17 protein-coding genes are annotated in these 19058 nt (G+C 62.3%); 11 read left to right on the forward strand and 6 right to left on the reverse strand.

From position 1 onward, the window contains the following. Positions 1-3: 3 nt before the first annotated feature. Both J2X43_RS02900 and J2X43_RS02905 read right to left on the reverse strand, forming a co-directional pair. Complete coding sequence (locus tag J2X43_RS02900) at positions 4-1614, reverse strand: DHA2 family efflux MFS transporter permease subunit (RefSeq protein ID WP_310290769.1); 1611 nt, start codon at positions 1612-1614, stop codon at positions 4-6. Position 1615: 1 nt separating this feature from the next. After that, a complete protein-coding gene (locus J2X43_RS02905; RefSeq protein WP_112388693.1) occupies positions 1616-2755 on the reverse strand; it encodes an HlyD family secretion protein in 1140 nt (379 codons plus the stop codon). 234 nt (positions 2756-2989) lie between these two features. Between J2X43_RS02905 and J2X43_RS02910 the strand changes: the two genes are divergently transcribed. Further along, positions 2990-4000 (forward strand): Gfo/Idh/MocA family protein, encoded by a 1011-nt coding sequence (locus tag J2X43_RS02910; protein ID WP_112388692.1) that lies wholly within the window; start codon positions 2990-2992, stop codon positions 3998-4000. Between the two features lie 11 nt (positions 4001-4011). Continuing rightward, positions 4012-5085 carry a Gfo/Idh/MocA family protein gene (locus tag J2X43_RS02915; protein ID WP_112388691.1) on the forward strand — a complete coding sequence of 358 codons (1074 nt, stop codon included), beginning with the start codon at positions 4012-4014 and terminating at the stop codon, positions 5083-5085. A gap of 105 nt (positions 5086-5190) precedes the next feature. On the opposite strand, the gene uxuA is transcribed toward J2X43_RS02915, so the two are convergent. Both uxuA and J2X43_RS02925 read right to left on the reverse strand, forming a co-directional pair. Continuing rightward, positions 5191-6378, reverse strand: coding sequence for a mannonate dehydratase (uxuA, locus tag J2X43_RS02920; RefSeq protein WP_112388690.1), 1188 nt, complete (start codon positions 6376-6378; stop codon positions 5191-5193). 39 nt (positions 6379-6417) lie between these two features. Next, complete coding sequence (locus J2X43_RS02925) at positions 6418-7140, reverse strand: GntR family transcriptional regulator (RefSeq protein ID WP_112388689.1); 723 nt, start codon at positions 7138-7140, stop codon at positions 6418-6420. A 207-nt stretch (positions 7141-7347) separates the two neighbouring features. Between J2X43_RS02925 and J2X43_RS02930 the strand changes: the two genes are divergently transcribed. From J2X43_RS02930 to J2X43_RS02945, 4 genes are read left to right on the forward strand one after another with little or no spacing between them, the layout of a single operon-like run. Then, positions 7348-8523, forward strand: coding sequence for an extracellular solute-binding protein (locus tag J2X43_RS02930; protein ID WP_112388688.1), 1176 nt, complete (start codon positions 7348-7350; stop codon positions 8521-8523). A gap of 53 nt (positions 8524-8576) precedes the next feature. Continuing rightward, on the forward strand, positions 8577-9680 hold the full coding sequence (locus tag J2X43_RS02935) for an ABC transporter ATP-binding protein (protein WP_112388687.1): 1104 nt from the start codon (positions 8577-8579) through the stop codon (positions 9678-9680). Next, positions 9677-10558 (forward strand): ABC transporter permease, encoded by an 882-nt coding sequence (locus J2X43_RS02940; RefSeq protein ID WP_112388686.1) that lies wholly within the window; start codon positions 9677-9679, stop codon positions 10556-10558. Before J2X43_RS02935 ends, J2X43_RS02940 begins: the two co-directional genes overlap by 4 nt. Positions 10559-10561: 3 nt before the next feature. Continuing rightward, entirely contained in the window at positions 10562-11404 is an 843-nt protein-coding gene (locus J2X43_RS02945) for an ABC transporter permease subunit (RefSeq protein ID WP_112388685.1), read from the forward strand. Here J2X43_RS02945 and J2X43_RS02950 read toward each other — a convergent pair. After that, complete coding sequence (locus tag J2X43_RS02950; protein WP_310290784.1) at positions 11401-12762, reverse strand: APC family permease; 1362 nt, start codon at positions 12760-12762, stop codon at positions 11401-11403. The genes J2X43_RS02945 and J2X43_RS02950 overlap by 4 nt on opposite strands. A 147-nt stretch (positions 12763-12909) precedes the next feature. Then, positions 12910-13623 carry a GntR family transcriptional regulator gene (locus tag J2X43_RS02955; RefSeq protein WP_112388683.1) on the reverse strand — a complete coding sequence of 238 codons (714 nt, stop codon included), beginning with the start codon at positions 13621-13623 and terminating at the stop codon, positions 12910-12912. 269 nt (positions 13624-13892) lie between these two features. Here J2X43_RS02955 and J2X43_RS02960 point away from each other — a divergent pair, with 269 nt between their 5' ends. From J2X43_RS02960 to J2X43_RS02980, 5 genes are all read left to right on the forward strand, one after another. Next, on the forward strand, positions 13893-14975 hold the full coding sequence (locus J2X43_RS02960) for an ABC transporter ATP-binding protein (RefSeq protein ID WP_112388682.1): 1083 nt from the start codon (positions 13893-13895) through the stop codon (positions 14973-14975). Between the two features lie 29 nt (positions 14976-15004). Further along, on the forward strand, positions 15005-16303 hold the full coding sequence (locus tag J2X43_RS02965; RefSeq protein WP_112388681.1) for a PotD/PotF family extracellular solute-binding protein: 1299 nt from the start codon (positions 15005-15007) through the stop codon (positions 16301-16303). Positions 16304-16518: 215 nt separating this feature from the next. Next, positions 16519-17433, forward strand: a complete 915-nt coding sequence (locus tag J2X43_RS02970) for an ABC transporter permease (RefSeq protein ID WP_112389032.1) — start codon at positions 16519-16521, stop codon at positions 17431-17433. 1 nt (position 17434) lies between these two features. Beyond that, the gene (locus J2X43_RS02975) at positions 17435-18256 is read left to right on the forward strand and encodes an ABC transporter permease (RefSeq protein ID WP_112388680.1); all 822 of its coding nucleotides are present in this window, start codon (positions 17435-17437) and stop codon (positions 18254-18256) included. Between the two features lies 1 nt (position 18257). After that, entirely contained in the window at positions 18258-18992 is a 735-nt protein-coding gene (locus J2X43_RS02980; protein ID WP_112388679.1) for an aspartate/glutamate racemase family protein, read from the forward strand. Positions 18993-19058: the final 66 nt, after the last annotated feature.

A 19058-nucleotide genomic window follows, 5' to 3' on the forward strand; every position in this document is an offset into this window, starting at 1 on the left:
CTCTCAGTGCCCTCCAGGTGCCGCATCCTGCTTGAGATCGATGCGCCGAAGGATCAGCGCTAGCGGCACCATCAGCGCTGAGATCACCATCAGGACGTGGAAGACGTCGATATAGGCAAGATAGCTCGCTTGGGTCTGCACTTGATGGCCGATCCAGCCCATCGCCTGCGACTGCGCATCGAGCAGGCTTGAGCCGCGACCGGCGAAGAATTGCGTCGCTTGATTGAACGCGTTCGTATAGCCGGGTTCCGACGGAATGACATGCTCGACCAGCCGGCTCTGGTGCCATTGCTCGCGGTGGGCCAGCACATTGGAGGCGATCGAGACGCCGATCGAGCCGCCGGTATTGCGCGCCGCGTTGATCAGCGCGGAGGCCTGGTCAGTCTGATCGGGCCGCAGACCGTCATAGGATGCGGCGGTGATCGGAATGAAGATCAGCGGCAGGCCGAGGCCGAGATAAAGCCGCGACCATACGAAGAAGCCGAAGTTCAGATCGGCATTCAGCCGCGACATGTCCCACATCGCCAGCGCGATGATCGCCATGCCGATGGCGATCAGATATTTCGGCTGGACCATCGATGTCAGGCGTCCGGCGGCAAACATCATCATCATCGTCACAAGGCCGCCGGGCGACAGGGCAAAGCCGGCCCAGGTCGCGGTGTAACCGAAATTGGTCTGCAGCACCTGCGGCACGAATTGCGTCGTGGCAATCAGGATCGCGCCGGTTGCCAGCATGACGATGACGCAGGCGCCGAACTGGCGGCTGGCAAGCAGCCGGACATCGATCACAGGATTTCGATGGGTCATCAGCCACGGGATGGCAAAGGCAAGGGCCAGCAGGCAGACTGCGGCCGTGGCGATGATGAAGTTCGAGCCGAACCAATCCTCCGTCTGCCCGCGGTCGAGCGCCAGTTCCAGCGCGCCGAGGAATGTTGCGACCAGTAGGAAGCCGGTAATGTCAAAACGCGTGCCTTTGCTGCGCATCTCCGCGCGCTCCCTGCGAAGCGATTCCGGCTCCTGCACCAGCATGTACACGAGGATGAAGGCGAAGACGCCGACCGGTCCGTTGATCAGGAAGCACCAGCGCCAGGAGAAATTGTCGGAGAGATAGCCGCCGAGCGTCGGGCCGATCACCGGGGCGACGACGACGGCGACGCCGAACATCGCGAAGGCTTGGCCGCGCTTGGAGGGCGGGAAGGAGTCGGCGAGGATCGACTGCGATATCGGCACCATGCCACCACCGGCAAAGCCCTGGATCATCCGGAAAACCAGCAGCGACTCGAGATTCCAAGCAAGGCCGCAGCAGATCGAGGCGACGGTGAAGGTGGCAAGGCAGAGCAGATAGAAGCGCCTGCGGCCATAGCGCTTGGCGATGAAGCTGGAGGCGACCAGAATGATGGCATTGGAAACCAGATAGGTGGTGACCACCCAGGACGCTTCATCCGCGCTGACCGCGAGGCCGCCGGAGATGTAGCGCAGCGCCACGTTGGCGATCGTCGTGTCAAGCACTTCCATGAAGGTCGCGAGCGATACGACCATCGCGATCAGCCATGGGTTCGATGCCCCGAACGCGGCTGTGGGCGCGCTTCCGGCCGTCGTTGCGGCGCTGCTCATCTCAATGCCTCGGCCGGACCGTCACCGTCGGCACGACCGACATGCCGGGGCCGATGGCGATATCCTTCGGCCAGTCGTCGGCGACGATCTTCACCGGCACACGCTGGGTGACCTTTACATAGTTGCCGGTGGCATTTTCAGCCGGCAGCAGCGAGAAGGCGGTGCCTGAGCCGGGCTGCACGGAATCCACCTTGCCCCTCAGCAGATGATCCGGATAGGCGTCGATCGTCACATCGACGGGCTGGCCGGGACGCATGTCGGTGAGCTGCGTTTCCTTGAAATTGGCGGTGATCCAGATCTCGTCGGGAACGAACATGGCTATTGCCTGACCCGCCTGCACATACTGGCCCTTCGAGCCGCTGAGCTTGACGACCCGGCCCGGCTGAGCCGCAGTGATGGTCGTGTAGTCGAGGTTCTGCTGCGCCGCTTCCACCTCCGCCTCAGCTTGGTGAAGGGTGGCGATCGCGCTCGCCTTCTGCGCTTCGGCGGCGGCCTGGTTCTTCACCGCGGAGGTGACGCTTGCCTGCGACTGGACGAAATTCGCCTGGTTCTGCCGTAACGTCGATGCGGCCTGCTGGGCGGACTGTTCGGAACCGGCGCCGCTCTTGACCAATTGCTGCTGCCGGCTGTTTTCATCATTGGCATATTGGAGGGCTGCGGCGGCCGAGGTCTGCTGCGCCTTCGCTTCGTCGATCGCCGCACCGGCGGCGGCGATCTGCGCTTCGGCACTCGATATTGCCGCTTTCGCGACGCCGATCTGGCCGTTCGATTGATCGAGGGCAATCTGGTAGTCGCGTGGATCGATCTTGACGATGACGGCGCCGGCATCGACATGCTGGTTGTCGGAGACGGGAACATCGGCAACATAGCCGGAAATCTTGGCAGCGACCGAGAAACTGCGCGCATCGATGAAGGCGTCATCGGTGCTCTCATAGGGATGGAAATAAACCAGCCAGACCACATACCCGATGACCGCGACGGCCGCGATCGCAACGGCGATGAAGAGCGCCGCCAGCGGATGGCGCCGGATAATCGACGGTTTCTTTTCCTCTTTGCCGGTGGGCTCAGCGTCTGCGCTGTCCTTCGGTTCCTCGCGTTGATCTTCGTCCAGTTGCGGTGCGGTGCGCTGTTTCTGGTCCACGGCGGATCTCGGTCGTTGATGGAGGAATAGCGCCAGAACGCATCAACCGGGCTTTCAGTTCCTGGCCGCCGACTGCCGTCCCTGCGGCTTTTTGGGCACTGCAATTGCGCCGGAGAATTTGTCGCATTCTGCGGCTAAACATCGCTTGACACAGAATTGGCGCAAGTATCTGAATGGTTACAAGAGGAGCGGGCGGGTCGCGGCGCGCCGTGCAAGCAGGAGGATTATTTCGAGATGTTGAGATTTGCGGTCATCGGGATCGATCATGGGCACACGTTCGATCACGTCAAAGGATTGCTTGCGGCCGGCGGAGAATTCGTTGGCTACTGCCCGAAAACCTCGGTTCCGGCGCTGCGCGAAAACTTCGAGAAAACCTACCCGGATACCCCGCAGATCGATCGCGAGCAGCTGTTTGCCGATCCGTCGATCGATGTCATCTGCATCGCCGCCATCCCGCGTGACCGTGCAGGCCTTGCGATCCGCGCCATGAAGGCGGGGAAGGACGTGATGACCGACAAGCCGGGCGTCACCACCTTCGCCCAGCTTGAAGAGGTGAAGAAGACGGTTGCCGAGACCGGCCGCATCTTCTCGATCTGCTTTTCCGAGCGCCATTGCGTTCGCTCCGCCGTCAAGGCGGGAAAGCTGGTCAAGGAAGGCCGGATCGGCAAGGTCATTCAGACGATTGGCATGGGACCGCACAAGCTGCAGCTGCCGACACGGCCGGACTGGTTCTTCGATCCGGAAGCCTTTGGCGGCATCATTGTCGATATCGCTTCGCATCAGGTCGACCAGTTCCTGTTTTACACAGGCTCGACCACGGGCGAGGTCGTGGCCAGCTCGATCGGTAATTTCGGCATGCCCGATAAGCCGAAATTCGAGGATTTCGGCGAAGTGCTGCTGCGCTCCGACCGGGGGTCAGGCTATGTCCGCGTCGATTGGTTCACACCCGAAGGGCTTGGCACCTGGGGCGATGGCCGTCTGACCATCCTCGGCACCGAAGGCTATATGGAGCTGCGCAAGTACATCGATATTTCCGGGCGTCCCGGCAAGGACCATCTCTTCCTGGTCAACGGCAAGGAAAACATCCACATCGACTGCAGCGATGAGAAACTCGACTATTTCGACGCCTTCAGCGCCGATGTGCGCGATCGCAGCGAGACCGCGATGCTGCAGACCCATGTCTATGAAGTCTGCCGGCTGTCGCTGGAGGCGCAGACCAATGCCGTCAGGCTCGGCGGACGATAGGAGAGCCTGCCATGACACAGAAATTGCGCGTCGGCGTGATCGGAGCCGGTATCGCTGCCCGGCATCTTGCGGGCTTCGACTGGAACAAGGATTTGTTCGAAGTGCCTGTCCTCTGCTCGCTGGACGAGGAGCGCGGGCGCGAACTCTGCGCGACCCACGGCATCGGCGAATATACGCAGGATGCCGATACGCTTTTTGCCCGCGATGACCTCGATGTCATCGACATCTGCACGCCGCCGGACACGCATTTCGCGCTCTGCAAGAAGGCAATAGAGTCAGGCAAGCATGTGATCTGCGAGAAGCCGCTGTTCGGTTCGATCGCCGAGGTCGACGAGATGACCGGGATCGTCGCGCGCGCCGGCGGCAAGATGCTGATGCCGATCTTCCAGTATCGCTACGGTTCCGGCCTGCAGAAGCTGAAGCGGCTGATCGAACTCGGCCTTACCGGACGCCCGTTCCTGACGACGATTGAAACGCATTGGTGGCGCGGCCCGGATTATTATGCCGTTCCATGGCGCGGCAAATGGAAGAGCGAGCTCGGCGGCGGGCTTCTCGGCCACGCCATCCACGCGCACGATATGCTGAACTATGTGCACGGCGCTTGCGCCGAGGTGTTTTCCTATGGCGCGACGCTGGTCAATCCGATCGAGGTCGAGGACACGTCGGCCATTTCGGTGAAGATGCAGAACGGCTCGCTGGCGGCGCTGTCGATGACGCTGGGGTCGCGCAAGGAAATCTCGCGGCTGCGCTTCTGCTTCCACGATGTCGTCGCCGAAAGCATTCTGGAGCCCTATACGATGGGCCGCGATCCCTGGACTTTCATCGCCGGGACCGAGGAACATCAGAAGCGTGTCGATGACGCCCTTGCAGGTTACGAGGTCAAGGAAGACGGCTATACCCGCCAGTTCGAGCTGTTCCATCAGGCAATCACTGATGGCACGGAGCCGCCGGTGACGCTGCAGGACGCGCGCAATTCTCTGGAACTGGTGACAGCAGCCTATGACTCGCAACGAACCGGTAAGCCGACTCCGCTGCCGATCACGGCGGAGCATCCGCTTTATCGTTCCTGGCTGCCGGAAGGGTAGTTCGATCCACCCCCATCTCTGTGACATCCCGTGGGCGCAGCCCTGAGGGCAAAAAGATGAGGGTATTGGCGAGGGCAAGATCGCAAGATGCGGCCCTCGCAAGTCCTACGACGGGATAGACCCCAGCGCGTAGAGGATCCCGCGCAGCTCTGCCAGGCCGCGCATGCGGCCGATCGCCGGATAGCCGGGCGTGACGGTCTTGTTGAGGTCGTCGAGCATGCGGTGGCCGTGGTCGGAGCGGAAGACGATCTCGTCCTTGGCGCTACGCTTGCTGTCTTCGGCAACGAGTTCCTTCAGCACTGCGACCATGTCGACATCGCCCTCCAGATGGGCGCTTTCGTGGAAAGTGCGGCCGTCTCCTTCGCGCTTGGTGGCGCGCAGGTGGGCGAAATAGATGCGCGAGGCGAAACGCCTTGCGATCGCGGGCATATCGTTTTCGGCGCGGACGCCAAGGCTGCCGGTGCAATAGCACATACCGTTTGCAGGCGAGGGCACGGCGTCGAAGAGCGCCGCATAATCCTCGGCATTCGAGGCGATACGCGGCAGGCCGAAGAGCGAGCGTGGCGGATCGTCCGGATGCAGCGTCAGCTTGACGCCACGCGCTTCGGCAGCCGGCGTCACGGCCTGCAGGAATTCGATCAGATGCTGGCGAAGCTTCGCGGCATCGATGCCGGCATAGCTCGATAGCTTGTCGCGAAAGCCGGGGATGGTCAGCGGCTCGGTCGTGGAGCCCGGCAGGGCGGAGGTGATGATGCGGGTGATCTCGGAGATCTCTTCCTCGCTCATCTCGTCATAGACCTCGCGTGCCCGCTGCTGGTCTTCAGCCGAGTAATCGTTTCCGGCGCTCTGGCGCTGCAGCACGAAGAGATCGAAAGCTGCAAAGCGCTCGTGGTCGAAGCGCATGGCGGTGGCGCCTGTCGGCGTGATGTAGTCGAGTTCGGTACGGGTCCAGTCGACGACCGGCATAAAATTGTAGCAGACGATCGGGATATCGTTGGCTGCGACCGCTTCGAGGCTGGCGATCCAGGCCTCGATCTCGGCCTTCGCCTTGCCGCCCTTGCGCTTGACGGCATCGGGGATCGGGATGCTTTCGACGACGGACCAGACGAGCGGCGAACGCCCGGCGGGTGTCGTCTCGATCATCGACTTGCGCTCGGAGACTTCCTTTTCCGTCCAGGCGCGGCCGATTGGGACCTGGTGCAGCGAAGAGACAATGTTGGTGGCGCCGGTCTGGCGCACCTCGTCCAGTGTCACCGGGGCTTCGGGCCCAAACCATCTCCATCCTTGCCGCATCGATTTCCTCCTCGTCAGTCGCTTCTATATTTTTGGCTTCTAGCAGAAATAATCGGGATAGCGGGTGCGCAGCTCCACCACATCTGGGATGACGGCGCTGAGGTGATGCAGGATCGCCTCGCGGGCAGCATCGACGTCATGACTGGCGATCGCATCGCGGATGACGATATGCTCGCGCACCACATTGTCCATGCGCCCCAGCGCCGGCAGCGTCAGGCGGCGGGCGCGGTCGATCTGCACTTTCACGGTCTTCAGGATCGTCCAGATACCGGGATAGCCGGCAATCCGGGTGATCGCCTCATGGAAGGCTTCGTCTTCCTCGTGAAAGCCTGATGTGTCGCCCAGCGAAGCCAGCGATTTCTGCCTGCTGATGATCATATCGAGCCGCTCGATATCGGCGGGTGTTGCGTTGCGCGTCGCGGCTTCGATGGTCGTCGTTTCCAGCGCCTTGCGCACGACAACGGCTTCGGGAATGGCCGAAACGGGAACCCGGGAAACGACAGTGCCCGACTGCGGGTAGATATCGACGAGCCCGCCTTCGGCAAGCCGCAGCAGTGCCTCGCGCACCGGGGTACGGCTGACACCGAATTCTTCGGCGATCTTCTTTTCCTGGAGGGCCATGCCGGGCGGCATGCGCAGTGAGACGATGTCGGCGTAGAGCTGGTTGAAAATGGCATCGGCCGTTGTCACACGGCGTAGCTTCGCCGGTCTTTCCACTGCGGGCGGAAAGTCGATCGCTTCGGAGCCGGATGCCTGCCGCATGCTATTTCCTGCACGTTGACTCTGTTGTGCATACTAGTATATCAATCCTCATCCATTGCCAAGGCTTGCCGATGAGGAGCGGTCGCTTTGCAAGGCTTTCAACCGCTTTTCGGCGGTTGGCCGGCGTTTTGATCTCGCCTGGCAGATCACGGGAGAGCAGGCTGTCTGGGCTCGTCCGCAGACGCCGCACAAGAGGAGGAGACACCCATGAACATTACGCGCAGAACATTCGTGAGTACCGCCGCGGGCGTTGCCGTTGCCGGCATGCTGCCCAGCCATCTGTTTGCCCAGGCGAAGAAGCCGGCGAGCCCGGTGACGATCACCATCGCCGACGTTGCCGGCAATCTTGCGCTGACGCAGGGCATGTTCGAAGCCTATGCCGCCGAAAAGGCCGACTGGGTGTCGAGCTTCGCCTTCACCAAGGCGCCGGCCCCGGAACTGCCCGGCAAGATCAAGGCGCAGCAGGCGGCAGGCAAGGTCGATATCGATCTTGTGCTGACCGGCACCGACGCGCTTTCGGCTGGTGTCGACCAGGGTCTCTGGATCGATCTCGGCGCGCATAAATCCGAGCTTCCCAATCTTGAAAGCACCCTGCAGCCGCAGGCCTTCAAGATGCAGGGCCTTGCCAAGGATCAGGGTGTCGTCATCACCTACTACCCGTCCGGCCCGCTGATCGAATACATGCCGGACAAGGTGGCGACGCCGCCAAAGACGGCGCAGGAGCTGCTCGACTGGACGAAGCAGAACAAGAACAAGTTCCTCTACGCCCGCCCTGCCAATTCCGGCCCCGGCCGCACGCTGCTGATGGGTCTTCCGTACCTTCTCGGCGACAGCGATCCGCGTGATCCCGCCAAGGGCTGGACGAAGACCTGGGAATATCTGGCCGCTCTCGGCGAGAACATCGAATACTACCCGACCGGCACCGCCGTGGTGTTCAAGGAACTCGGCGAAGGTACCCGTGACATCGTGGCCACGACGACGGGCTGGGACATCAACCCGCGCGCCCTCGGCATCGTTCCCGCCGAAGCCAAGGTGCAGAAGCTCGACGGCTTCCATTGGGTCACCGACGCGCATTATGCGGTCATCCCGAAGGGCGTATCGGACGAGAAGATCGCGGTGCTGATGGATGTGCTGAACTACATCCTGCAGCCGAAGCAGCAGGCGATCGCCTATGACGCCGGCTATTTCTATCCGGGTCCGGCCGTCAAGGATGTCACCATCGACATGGCGCCGCAGGAAAGCCAGGACGTGATCAAGGAATTCGGCCGTCCTGAATATGCCGACTGGATCGCCAGCAACCCGCTGGAAGTGCCGCTCGAGCCCAAGCAGCTCGTCGAAGCCTTCCGCATCTGGGACGAAAAGATCGGCGCCAAGAAGGGCTGATCGCAATCCATGGCGCCGGTCATAGGGCCGGCGCCCTCATTGCCTCGATATATATGGAGTTTCGATTGAACGCGCCCGCCCAGAACGCAGCGCCGTCGTCGCGCAACAAAGCCCGTCTCGAGCTTGATGGTCTCCGCCGCTCGTTCGGCGCCTATAACGCGCTCGACGGTATCGATCTTGCGATCGAACCCGGCGAGTTCATCGCACTGCTCGGCCCGTCGGGCTGCGGCAAGTCGACGGCGCTCAACTGTATCGCCGGGCTGCTGGCACTCTCGGGCGGTGAAATCCGTCTCGGCGGCGGCCGTATCGACCAGCTGGAGCCCGAAAAGCGCGGCTTCGGCATGGTGTTCCAGAGCTACGCGCTCTTCCCGCATATGAGCGTGCGCAAGAATGTCGGCTTCGGTCTGGCGATGCAGGGCATCAAGGGGCCGGAAGCGGACAAGCGGATCAACGATGCGCTGGCGCTCGTCCGGCTCGAAAGCCAGGCAGACAAGCTGCCCGGCCAGCTCTCCGGCGGCCAGCAGCAGCGTGTTGCGATTGCGCGTGCCGTCGTCATCCGTCCGCCGATCGTCTTGATGGACGAGCCGCTATCCAATCTCGACGCCAAGCTCCGTCTTGAAATGCGCGCCGAAATCCGCGGCATTCACGACCAGATCGGCTCGACGACAATTTACGTGACGCACGACCAGGACGAGGCGCTATCGCTGGCCGATCGCATCGTCGTCATGAGCCAGGGCCATATCGAGCAGATCGGCACGCCGCAGGATCTCTACCAGCGCCCGGTCAATCTGAACGTCGCCGATTTCATGGGCTTCCGCACCCGTATCCGCGGCCGCGTCACCTCGGTGTCGGGTGACGAGGCGCAGATCGAGGTTGGCCCGGCGCGGCTGACCGGCACGATGCGCACGCCGCTTCAGGTGGGCGATGCCGCGGTGCTTTCCGTGCGCCCCGAAGATCTGGTCGCGGTCGCCGGCGATGGCATTCCCGCCACCGTCAGCAGCATGGAATATCGCGGCCGCGCCTTCTTCGGCCTGGCTAAATCCGCTGACGGCTCCGATCTTTATTTCCGCTCCGACGATGTGCTGCCGCGCGGTGCTGCGACCTTCCTGCAGCCGGCTGCAGGGCGGGCGCTACTCTTCAAGGAAACGGCTGCATGAGCGGGCCATCGCTTCGCACCCGGCTTGCGGTCCGCGGGCTCGACGGCACGACGATGCTGGTGCTGCCGGGCCTGATCTTCATGCTCGCGTTGTTCGTCTATCCCTTCTTCTATGGCGTGGTGGATTCGCTGACGCCGAAGGATGGCGGCGCGTGGTATGCGAATTACGCCAAGTTCTTCAGCGATCCCTTCCAGTACAACACCATCGGCGCTACGATGTGGCTGGCGTTGCCTGTCACCATCCTCAATCTGGCGCTCGCCGTGCCAATCGCGTTCCGCGTCCGGCTGATGCGGCGCCAGCGCCTGCTGACGACGATCCTGGTGCTGCCGATCACGCTTGGAACGGTCTTCGTCGCCGATGGCCTGCTGACGTTCCTCGGCCCGCGCGGCTGGTTCAATCAGACGCTGCTGCTGATCGGCATCCTTGATGCGCCGGTCAAGCTGACCAACAACTACTGGGGCGTCTTCGCCTCGCTGCTGATCACCGGCTTTCCCTTCGCCTTCCTGCTGACGCTCTCCTACATCACCGGCATCGATCCGGCGATCGAGCAGGCGGCGGCAACGCTGGGGGCCGGTCCGCGCAAGCGCTTCTTCCGCGTCTTCCTGCCGCTTCTGGTGCCGGGCCTCGCCGTCACCTTTTGCCTGGCATTTGTGCAGGCCTTTGCCGTCTTCCCCTCGGCGGTTCTGCTCGGTGCGCCGGCCGGGCCGACGCGCGTCATCTCGATCGCGGCCTATCAGGCTGCCTTCGAGCAATATGACCATTCACTGGGCTCGGCGATCGCGCTCATCATGGGGGCTGTCGAGCTTGTCGTCGTGGTGGCGGTTCTCGCCTGCCGCTCGTTCTTCTATCGCGGCCCTGCCGGCGGCACGAAAGGCTGAGCCATGATCCGTGACCAGGGCCTCACATCGAAAATCTGGCGCTTCGCCGTCTGGGCCGTTGCAGGACTGTTCATCCTCAACCTCTTGGCCGTCATCGCCGTCGTCATCATCAATTCCTTCTCGACGCGCTGGCTCGGCACATGGCTGCCGGCGGGCTGGACGACGCGCTGGTATTTCAGCGCCTGGAAGGAATTCCAGCTATCGAGCGTCGTGCTCGTCACCTTCCAGATCGTCTTCACGGTCACGGTGATCTCGGGCATTCTCGGGGTGCTGACGGCCTATGCGCTGGCCCGTCGCGACTTCCCCGGCAAGAAGCTGATCGTTCTGCTCTTCCTGCTGCCGCTGCTGATCCCGCCTTTGACCTACGGCATTCCGCTTGCGACCGTGCTCTATCAGCTCGGCCTCGGCGGTACGTTCTGGGGCCTCGTGCTGATCAACCTCGTGCCGTCTTTCCCCTTCGTCGTGCTGGTGATGATCCCGTTCATCGAACAGATCGATCCGCGCATCGAAGCAGCGGCCCGGGTGTTCGGGGCGGGGACCACGAGCCTCTTCATCCGCATCCTGCTGCCGCTGCTTCTGCCCGGCATGCTGGCGGCGCTGCTTCTGGTTCTGGTTCGCACCATCGCGATGTTCGAGCTGACCTTCCTGATCTCGGGGCCGACGACGCAGACGCTGGTCGTCTCGCTCTATTACGCAGTGTTTGCCTCCGGCGTTCGTGCCGCGCAGTCGATCGATGCGATGGCGGTGATCTACATGATCACGACGCTCTTCTGGCTCATCATCGCCCTGCAGTTCGTCAATCCGACGCAGATCGTCGCCCGCGCCAAGCAACAGTCGTCGCATTAGGCATTCTGGTTCGCGCTTCGCATGAAGCCGATCGTCGCGAACCAGAGGACCGCACCGATGCCGATCAGGCAGGCGGCGATCACGTACTGGACCGGATCACGGCCGGTCCAGGGGCCGACGAGGAACAGGCAGGTCGCCGCGCCGAGGACCGGCACGATGGTCGGCGTGCGGAAATGCGGGTGATCGACCTTGTCGCGGCGTAGCACCAGCACGGCGATATTGACGACGGCAAAGACGCCGAGCAGCAGCAGAGCCGTGGTTCCGCCGAGCGCCGGCACGCCGCCGGCAAACAGGATCAGGCCGACGGCCAGCAGTGACGTAAAGCCAATGGCGATATAGGGCGTCTGGCGCGCGGCATGAACCTTGCCGAGAGCGGCCGGAAGGACCTCTTCGCGGCTCATACCGTAGATCAGCCGGCTCGCCATCATCATGTTGATCAGCGCCGAATTGGCGACGGCGAACATGGTGATGATGCCGAAAATACCGATCGGGAAGTTCGGCGCGCCCGCCTGCACCACCTTCAGCAGTGGCGTCTCGCCTTCACCGAGCTCGGCCGCAGGCACCAGCGTGATCGCCGAGATGGCAACCAGCACGTAGATAACGCCTGTGATCAACAGGCCGCCGAGCAGCACCTTCGGGAAGATCCGGCTCGGCTCCTTGCATTCCTCGGCCATGTTGACGGAATCCTCGAAGCCGACCATGGCGAAGAAGGCGAGCGTCGTGGCGGCGATGACCGACCAGAACACGCCGTGCTCGCTCCTCGGCTGAAAGGTCCAGGCGCGTGATACGTCGCCCTCACCACCGGCAATCGCCCAGAATCCGATGCCGATAATGATCAGCAGGCCGGTCAGTTCGACCATCGTCAGGACAACGTTGAGCTTCACGCTTTCGCCGACGCCGCGGAAGTTGATGGCGGCGATTAGCGCGATGAAGGCGACGGCAATAAAGGTGACGCCATAGTCGCCGAATTCAAAGCCGAAGGCCTCGGAAAAATTGGCGGCAAAGGCGCGCGATGCTGTCGATGCCGAGGTGATGCCGGAGGACATGACGGCAAAGGCGATCAGGAATGTCAGGAAGTGGACGCCGAAGGCCTTGTGCGTGTAGAGCGCCGCGCCGGCCGCCCGCGGATATTTCGTCACCAGCTCGAGATAGCTGAGCGCCGTCAGCAGCGCCACCACAAAAGCAATCAGGAAAGGCAGCCAGACGACCCCGCCGACTTCGGCTGCGACCTGGCCGGTCAGCGCGTAGATGCCGGTGCCGAGAATATCGCCGACGATGAAGAGCAGCAGCAGGCCCGGTCCCATCACCCGTTGCAGTTCCGGCTGCTCCGGCAAGCTTTTCAACGGCGCTCCGCTCATCAGTTGCTCCTCGTCATCCCCGCCGCAAGCGGCTCCTCTTTTTGGAACTAGAGCGGGAATTCCGGAAGAAAAGCAGGGATTTGCTCGGGGAGCGTGCTGCATCCGCCCGGCCGGGTAGAGCGACCGACGGCGCCGAAGGGCGTTTGGCTAGATCGAAAAAGCTTCCTTCAGGCCGAAGCTCTTGCGCTCGCGAAGATCGAGGTCGGCCTCGATATGGGAGATGTGATGCACCATCAGATGGCAGGCACGGTCGAGATCGCCGGCCTCGATGGCGGTGACGATGTCGCCATGCTCGGAATGGCCGCAGCTGGAAACGGCGGACTGGCCGTAGAGGGCGATGACCAGGGATGAGCGGGCCACCAGCTCTTCCATGAAGCGCTGCATGATGGCGTTGCCCGATATCGATGCCAGCGTCAGGTGGAAGTCGCCGGAAGCCTTGATTTCGGCCCGGCGCGCTGTCTGTCCGCGCTCGCTGATCAGGCGTCCTTCTTCCTGCAGCAGCTGGCGGAGGTGCTGGATCTGCGATGGCGTGATGCGGGCGGCTGCCTCGCGCAGGATGCCCGGTTCGACGAGACGGCGGGCCGCGAAGATCTGCTTCGCTTCATCTGGCGAGGGATAGGCAACGAAGGCGCCGCGGTTTTTCTCGACGCTGACGAGCCCCTCGTAAGAGAGCGCCTGAAGCGCAGCGCGGGCCAGCGTGCGGCTGACATTGAAGAGATTGCCGACATCGGCTTCCGACAGTTTCGTTCCAGGCGCGAGCCGGCGTTCGACGATCGCGTCGCGGATTGCATCGCGGATCTGCTGGGTGCCGGTGTCGGCTGAATCGTCTGCCTGCAAAAGCGCGTTGGCTGAAGGAGTCATGAAAACGGGTACCTGATTACAGCCGCAATGATAGCCAGCTTTGCATCAGAAGTTAAACGAATTTTGCGCGCAAAATGGCGATCAAATTGTATACGATATACTGCGTAAATTGCAGACGAAAGCCTATTTCCTGTGCAGAATTTTCACTGCCTCTAATTTGCGCTTAAGCCAGTCTAATCCTGTTTTCCGTTGAATCCCATGGCTTTGACGCAGTGCAGCAGAAACTGGCACGGCAGATGCATTGTCTTACTCGAACAGGGGAAGACATGATGTCGAAAGCGGCAGAGATCGATATTGCATCCGTTTCCAAGGTCTATGGCAGCACGACGGCCGTGCATGCCATCAGCCTCAAGATCCCGGCGGGATCCTACTGCTGCTTCCTTGGTCCATCCGGTTGCGGCAAGACCTCGACATTGCGGATGATCGCCGGTCACGAGAGCATATCCTCCGGCGATGTCCGCCTCGGCAATACCGTCGTCACCGACTTTCCGCCCGCCAAGCGCGGCACGGCGATGATGTTCCAGTCCTACGCGCTGTTTCCGCATCTCGACCTGATCGACAACGTCGCCTTCAGCCTGAAGATGAAGGGCGTCGAGAAGGACGAGCGCCGGGCCAAGGCGCTCGAGATGCTGAAGCTGATGCAGATGGAGGCCTATGCGACGCGCCGGCCGGCGCAGCTCTCCGGTGGCCAGCAGCAGCGTGTGGCGCTTGCCCGCGCCCTGATTACCGATCCGGAAGCATTGCTGCTCGACGAGCCGCTATCGGCGCTCGACCCGTTTCTGAAGATCCGCATGCGCGCTGAACTCAAGAAGCTGCAGAAGACGCTCGGCATCACCTTCGTGCATGTGACGCACAGCCAGGAAGAGGCGATGGCGCTCGCCGATGTGATCGTCATCATGAACGACGGCAAGATCGAGCAGGCGGCGCCTCCGCGCGAGGTCTTCGAGCGTCCGGCGACGGCTTTCGTCGCCCGCTTCATGGGCGACCACAATGTTCTCTCGGGCCGCGTGACCTCCGTCAAGGACGACATGCTGGTGCTCGAGGCGCCGGAGGGGCAGACCTTCTCGGTGCGCGGCGACGGCAGGCTTGTGGGCGAAGCCGTCGATATCGGCATCCGTACCGATCGCGTCCGTCTTGAGGCGGCCAGCGACAAGACGCTCGGCTTCGGCGGCGTCGTTTCCAACATCGAATATCGCGGCGCGACGGTGAAACTCACCGTCATCGGTGCGGGCAGTGACGACTTCACGGTCATCGCGAGCGACGGCGATTATTTCGCCAAACCCGTATCGGTCGGCGATGCGGTGTCTCTGAGTTGGGCCCTCGAGGACGCCGTCCTCCTTGGCCGTGCATGAACCTTGCCATCAAAAAAAGGGGAACTGACATGACGACTGAAAAGACGACAACCAACACGGAGGCCGGGATTTCCCGCCGTTCGCTTCTGAAGACCGGCGCTGCGGCGATCGGTGCTGCCGCAGGCTCGGGCCTGATCACCGGCTTCCCGACGATCTGGGCGCAGTCCAACATCACGCTACGCCAGTTCGGCACAGGCGTTTCGAACCTCAACGACATCGCCGAGAAGTGCAAGGCCGACCTCGGCATCACGCTCGAGATGACGGCGACCGATTCCGATGCCGCAGCGCAGCGCGCCGTTACCCAGCCTGACAGCTACGACATCGCCGACATCGAATACTGGATCCTGAAGAAGGTCTATCCGACCGGCGTCATCCAGCCGATGGAAACCAAGAAGCTGAAATATTACGATCAGGTCGTACCGCTCTTCAAGACCGGCAAGCTGAAGGCTGACAGCGTCATCGCGCAGGGCACGGCGCCGCACACCGTCGGCTATGTCGAGGCCAAGGACGCCAAGACCTTTGCCAAGAGCGAGACCGAATTCTTCACGATGATGCCGACGATCTACAATGCCGATACGCTCGGCATCCGTCCCGATCTCGTCGGCCGCGATATCACCAGCTGGGCCGACATTCTCGATCCTGCTTTCAAGGGCAAGACCTCGATCCTCAACATTCCGTCGATCGGCATCATGGATGCGGCGATGATCATGGAAGCGGCCGGCAACATCAAATATGCCGACAAGGGCAACATGACCAAGGAAGAGATCGACAAGACGATCGACTTCCTGATCAAGACCAAGGGCGACGGCCAGTTCCGCGCCTTCTGGAAGAGCTTCGACGAGTCCGTCAACCTGATGGCATCGGGCGAAGTCGTCATCCAGTCGATGTGGTCGCCGGCCGTCGCCGCCGTCCGCTCCAAGGGCATCGCCTGCAAGTTCCAGCCGCTCAAGGAAGGCTACCGCTCGTGGGGCGGCGGTCTCGGCCTTGCCTCGCACCTCAAGGGCAAGGAACTCGACGCCGCCTACGAATACATCAACTGGTACACGTCCGGTTGGGTCGGCGGCTACCTCAACCGCCAGGGCTACTATTCCGCCTGCATGGACACCGCCAAGAAGTTCATGTCGGAAGACGAATGGGGCTACTGGATCGAGGGCAAGGCTGCAAAGGGCGACATCAAGGGCCCGGACGGCAAGGTCATGGAAAAGGCCGGTGCGGTGCGCGATGGCGGCTCCTTCGAGGAGCGCATGGGCCACGTCGCCTGCTGGAACTCGGTCATGGACGAAGACCGCTACATGGTCCGCCGCTGGAACGAGTTCATCGCTGCCTAAGGCGATTGCAAATGCCCTTCTCCCTTTGACGGGGAGAGGGGCTACCGATGTCCCTCATTCCTGTGCTCGTCACAGGAATCCAGCCAGCCCAAGTCCTTGGGCTGAAAGATTCTTCTCGCCGCGCAGACGCGCGTCGGCTGGATCCCTGTGACAAGCACAGGGATGAGGGCCGTGGGGATGCAGCCCACCGGCCAGATCAGATGGAGACCGAAGACATGGCGACGATCGCTTCTGCAGAGACAAACGAGAAAATCGGCCGCGTCCGCAGCACCGGCTTCCGCATGCCGCTTGCCGCCATCTCCTATCTCCAGGCGGTGCCACTCTTCGTCATCCTCGGCATCTTCTTCATCCTGCCGATCGCCATGATCGGTGTCGTCAGCTTCTGGGACTACGACTTCGCCGGGCTCTATCCGGCCTTCCTGACCATGAACTACACCGATACGCTCGGCTCGTGGGTCACCTGGAAGACCTATCTCAACACCCTCAAATTCACCGTTATCGTCTGGGCGCTGACGCTGTTCATCGGCTTCTGGGTCGCCTATTTCCTGGCCTTTCACATCCGCAAGACCTCGACGCAGATGATCCTCTTCCTCGTCTGCACCGTGCCGTTCATGACGTCCAACATCATCCGCATGATCTCGTGGATCCCGGTGCTCGGCCGCAACGGTCTCGTTAATTCCGCCCTCGTCTCATCAGGCATCGTGCCGCAGCCGATCGAATGGCTGCTCTATTCCGATTTCGCCGTGGTGCTTGCAATGGTCCATCTCTACACGCTGTTCATGGTGACCCCGATCTTCAACACGCTGATGCGCATCGACCGCTCGCTGTTCGAAGCGGCGCGCGATGCCGGCGCATCCGGCTGGCAGGTCCTCTGGAACGTCGTCATTCCGCTGGCAAAGCCCGGCATCGCCATCGGCTCGATCTTCGTGGTGACGCTGGTCATGGCCGATTTCTCGACGGTTCAGGTCATGTCCGGCGGCCAGAGCGCCTCGGTGGCGCTGATGATGAAGAACCAGATGTCGCTGCTGCAATATCCGGCCGCCGCCGCCAACGCCGTCGTGCTGCTGGTCGTCGTGCTGCTCATGGTCGCCGCGATCCTGCGTGTCGTCGATATCCGCAAGGAGCTTTGAGATGAACGGTGAAAGACGCGGCCTCGAATTCTACGCGCTGACGGCATTCTTCATCGTCTTCGTGCTTTTCCTCTACGGGCCGCTTTCGGCGATCCTGATCCTGTCCTTCCAGGGGCCGGACGGCGGCCTGACCTTCCCGCTGAACGGCGTTTCGCTGCACTGGTTCGCCAATCTGTTCGAGAGGCAGGCGGTCGGCGATTTCGGGGCGTCGTTCAAGCGCTCCTTCACGCTCGGCCTGATGGTGATGATCGTCACGGTGGTCGTCTCGCTGCTGGCGGGCCTTGCCTTCCGCAGAAAATTCCGCGGCGCGACGGCGCTGTTCTACGCAACGGTCGCCAGCCTCGTTGTGCCCTCGATCATCATCTCGCTCGGCATCGGCGTGGTCTTCCAGCAGAGCGGCCTGAAGCCCGCCTGGTATTCCTCGGCCTTCGGCGCCCATCTGACCTGGACCCTGCCCTTCGGCGTGCTGATCATGTTTGCCGTCTTCAACCGCTTCTCGCCGGCCTATGAAGAGGCGGCTCGCGATCTTGGCGCCACCTCCTGGCAGACCTTCCGCCATGTGGTTCTGCCGATGATCCTGCCGAGCCTGATCGGCGTCGGCCTGTTCGGTTTCACGCTCTCCTATGACGAATTCGCCCGCACGCTGATGACGTCGGGCAGCTACAACACGCTGCCGCTCGAAATCTACGGGATGACCACCAATGTCACGACGCCGGTGCTCTATGCGCTGGGCACGGTCACCACGGTCTTCTCCTTCACCATCATCCTCGGCACGCTCGGCATCATGATGATGCTTGGCCGCCGGCAGGCAAAGATCAGGTAACATGCGCATACTATTGGTAAACCCGAATACCACGGCCTCGATGACAGAGAAGGCCGCGGTTGCAGCCCGCGCGGTCGCTGCTGCAGGCACGGAGATCATCACCGCGACGTCGCGCATGGGGCCCGTTTCGATCGAGGGCCACTATGACGGCGCCATGGCGCTGCCGGGGCTGCTCGCGGAGCTGAAGGACAGGCAGGCGGAAGGCTATGATGCGGCCATCATCGCGTGCTTCGACGATACCGGGCTGGAGGCGGCTCGCAGCTTCTGCGACGTCCCGGTGCTCGGCCTTTGCGAATCCGCTGTTGCCACCGCCGGCTTTCTGGCCCAGCGCTTCACTGTGGTCACCACGCTGGAGCGTTCGCGGGTGCTGATCGACAATCTGGTTCGCCGCTATGGCATGGGCGACCGTGCCAAGGTGCGGGCCTCCGACATTCCGGTTCTCGAACTGGAGAACGAGGCATCCGGGGCGATCGGCAAGCTGCGGGCCGAGATTGAACGCGCCCTTGTAGAGGACGGCGCCGAGGCGATCGTGCTTGGCTGCGCCGGCATGACCGATCTCGCCCGCGAGCTGCAGGCGCATTACGGCGTGCCCGTCGTCGATGGCGTCGCGGCTGCGGTCAAGCAGGCGGAGGCGCTGGTATCGCTTGGTTTGTCGACCAGCAAGCGCGGCTCCTATGCCTCACCGCTTCCCAAACCCTATCTCGGCGCCATGAGCCAATTCGCTCCTGCCGGCTGACATTCGCCGCGTCACCTTGCCGCCATCACGGCTTCGCCGTTCACTCTGTCCTCGACAGGTTCCGTT

This window comes from Rhizobium sp. BE258 (assembly GCF_031457345.1).
Taxonomy (GTDB): Bacteria; Pseudomonadota; Alphaproteobacteria; order Rhizobiales; family Rhizobiaceae; genus Rhizobium.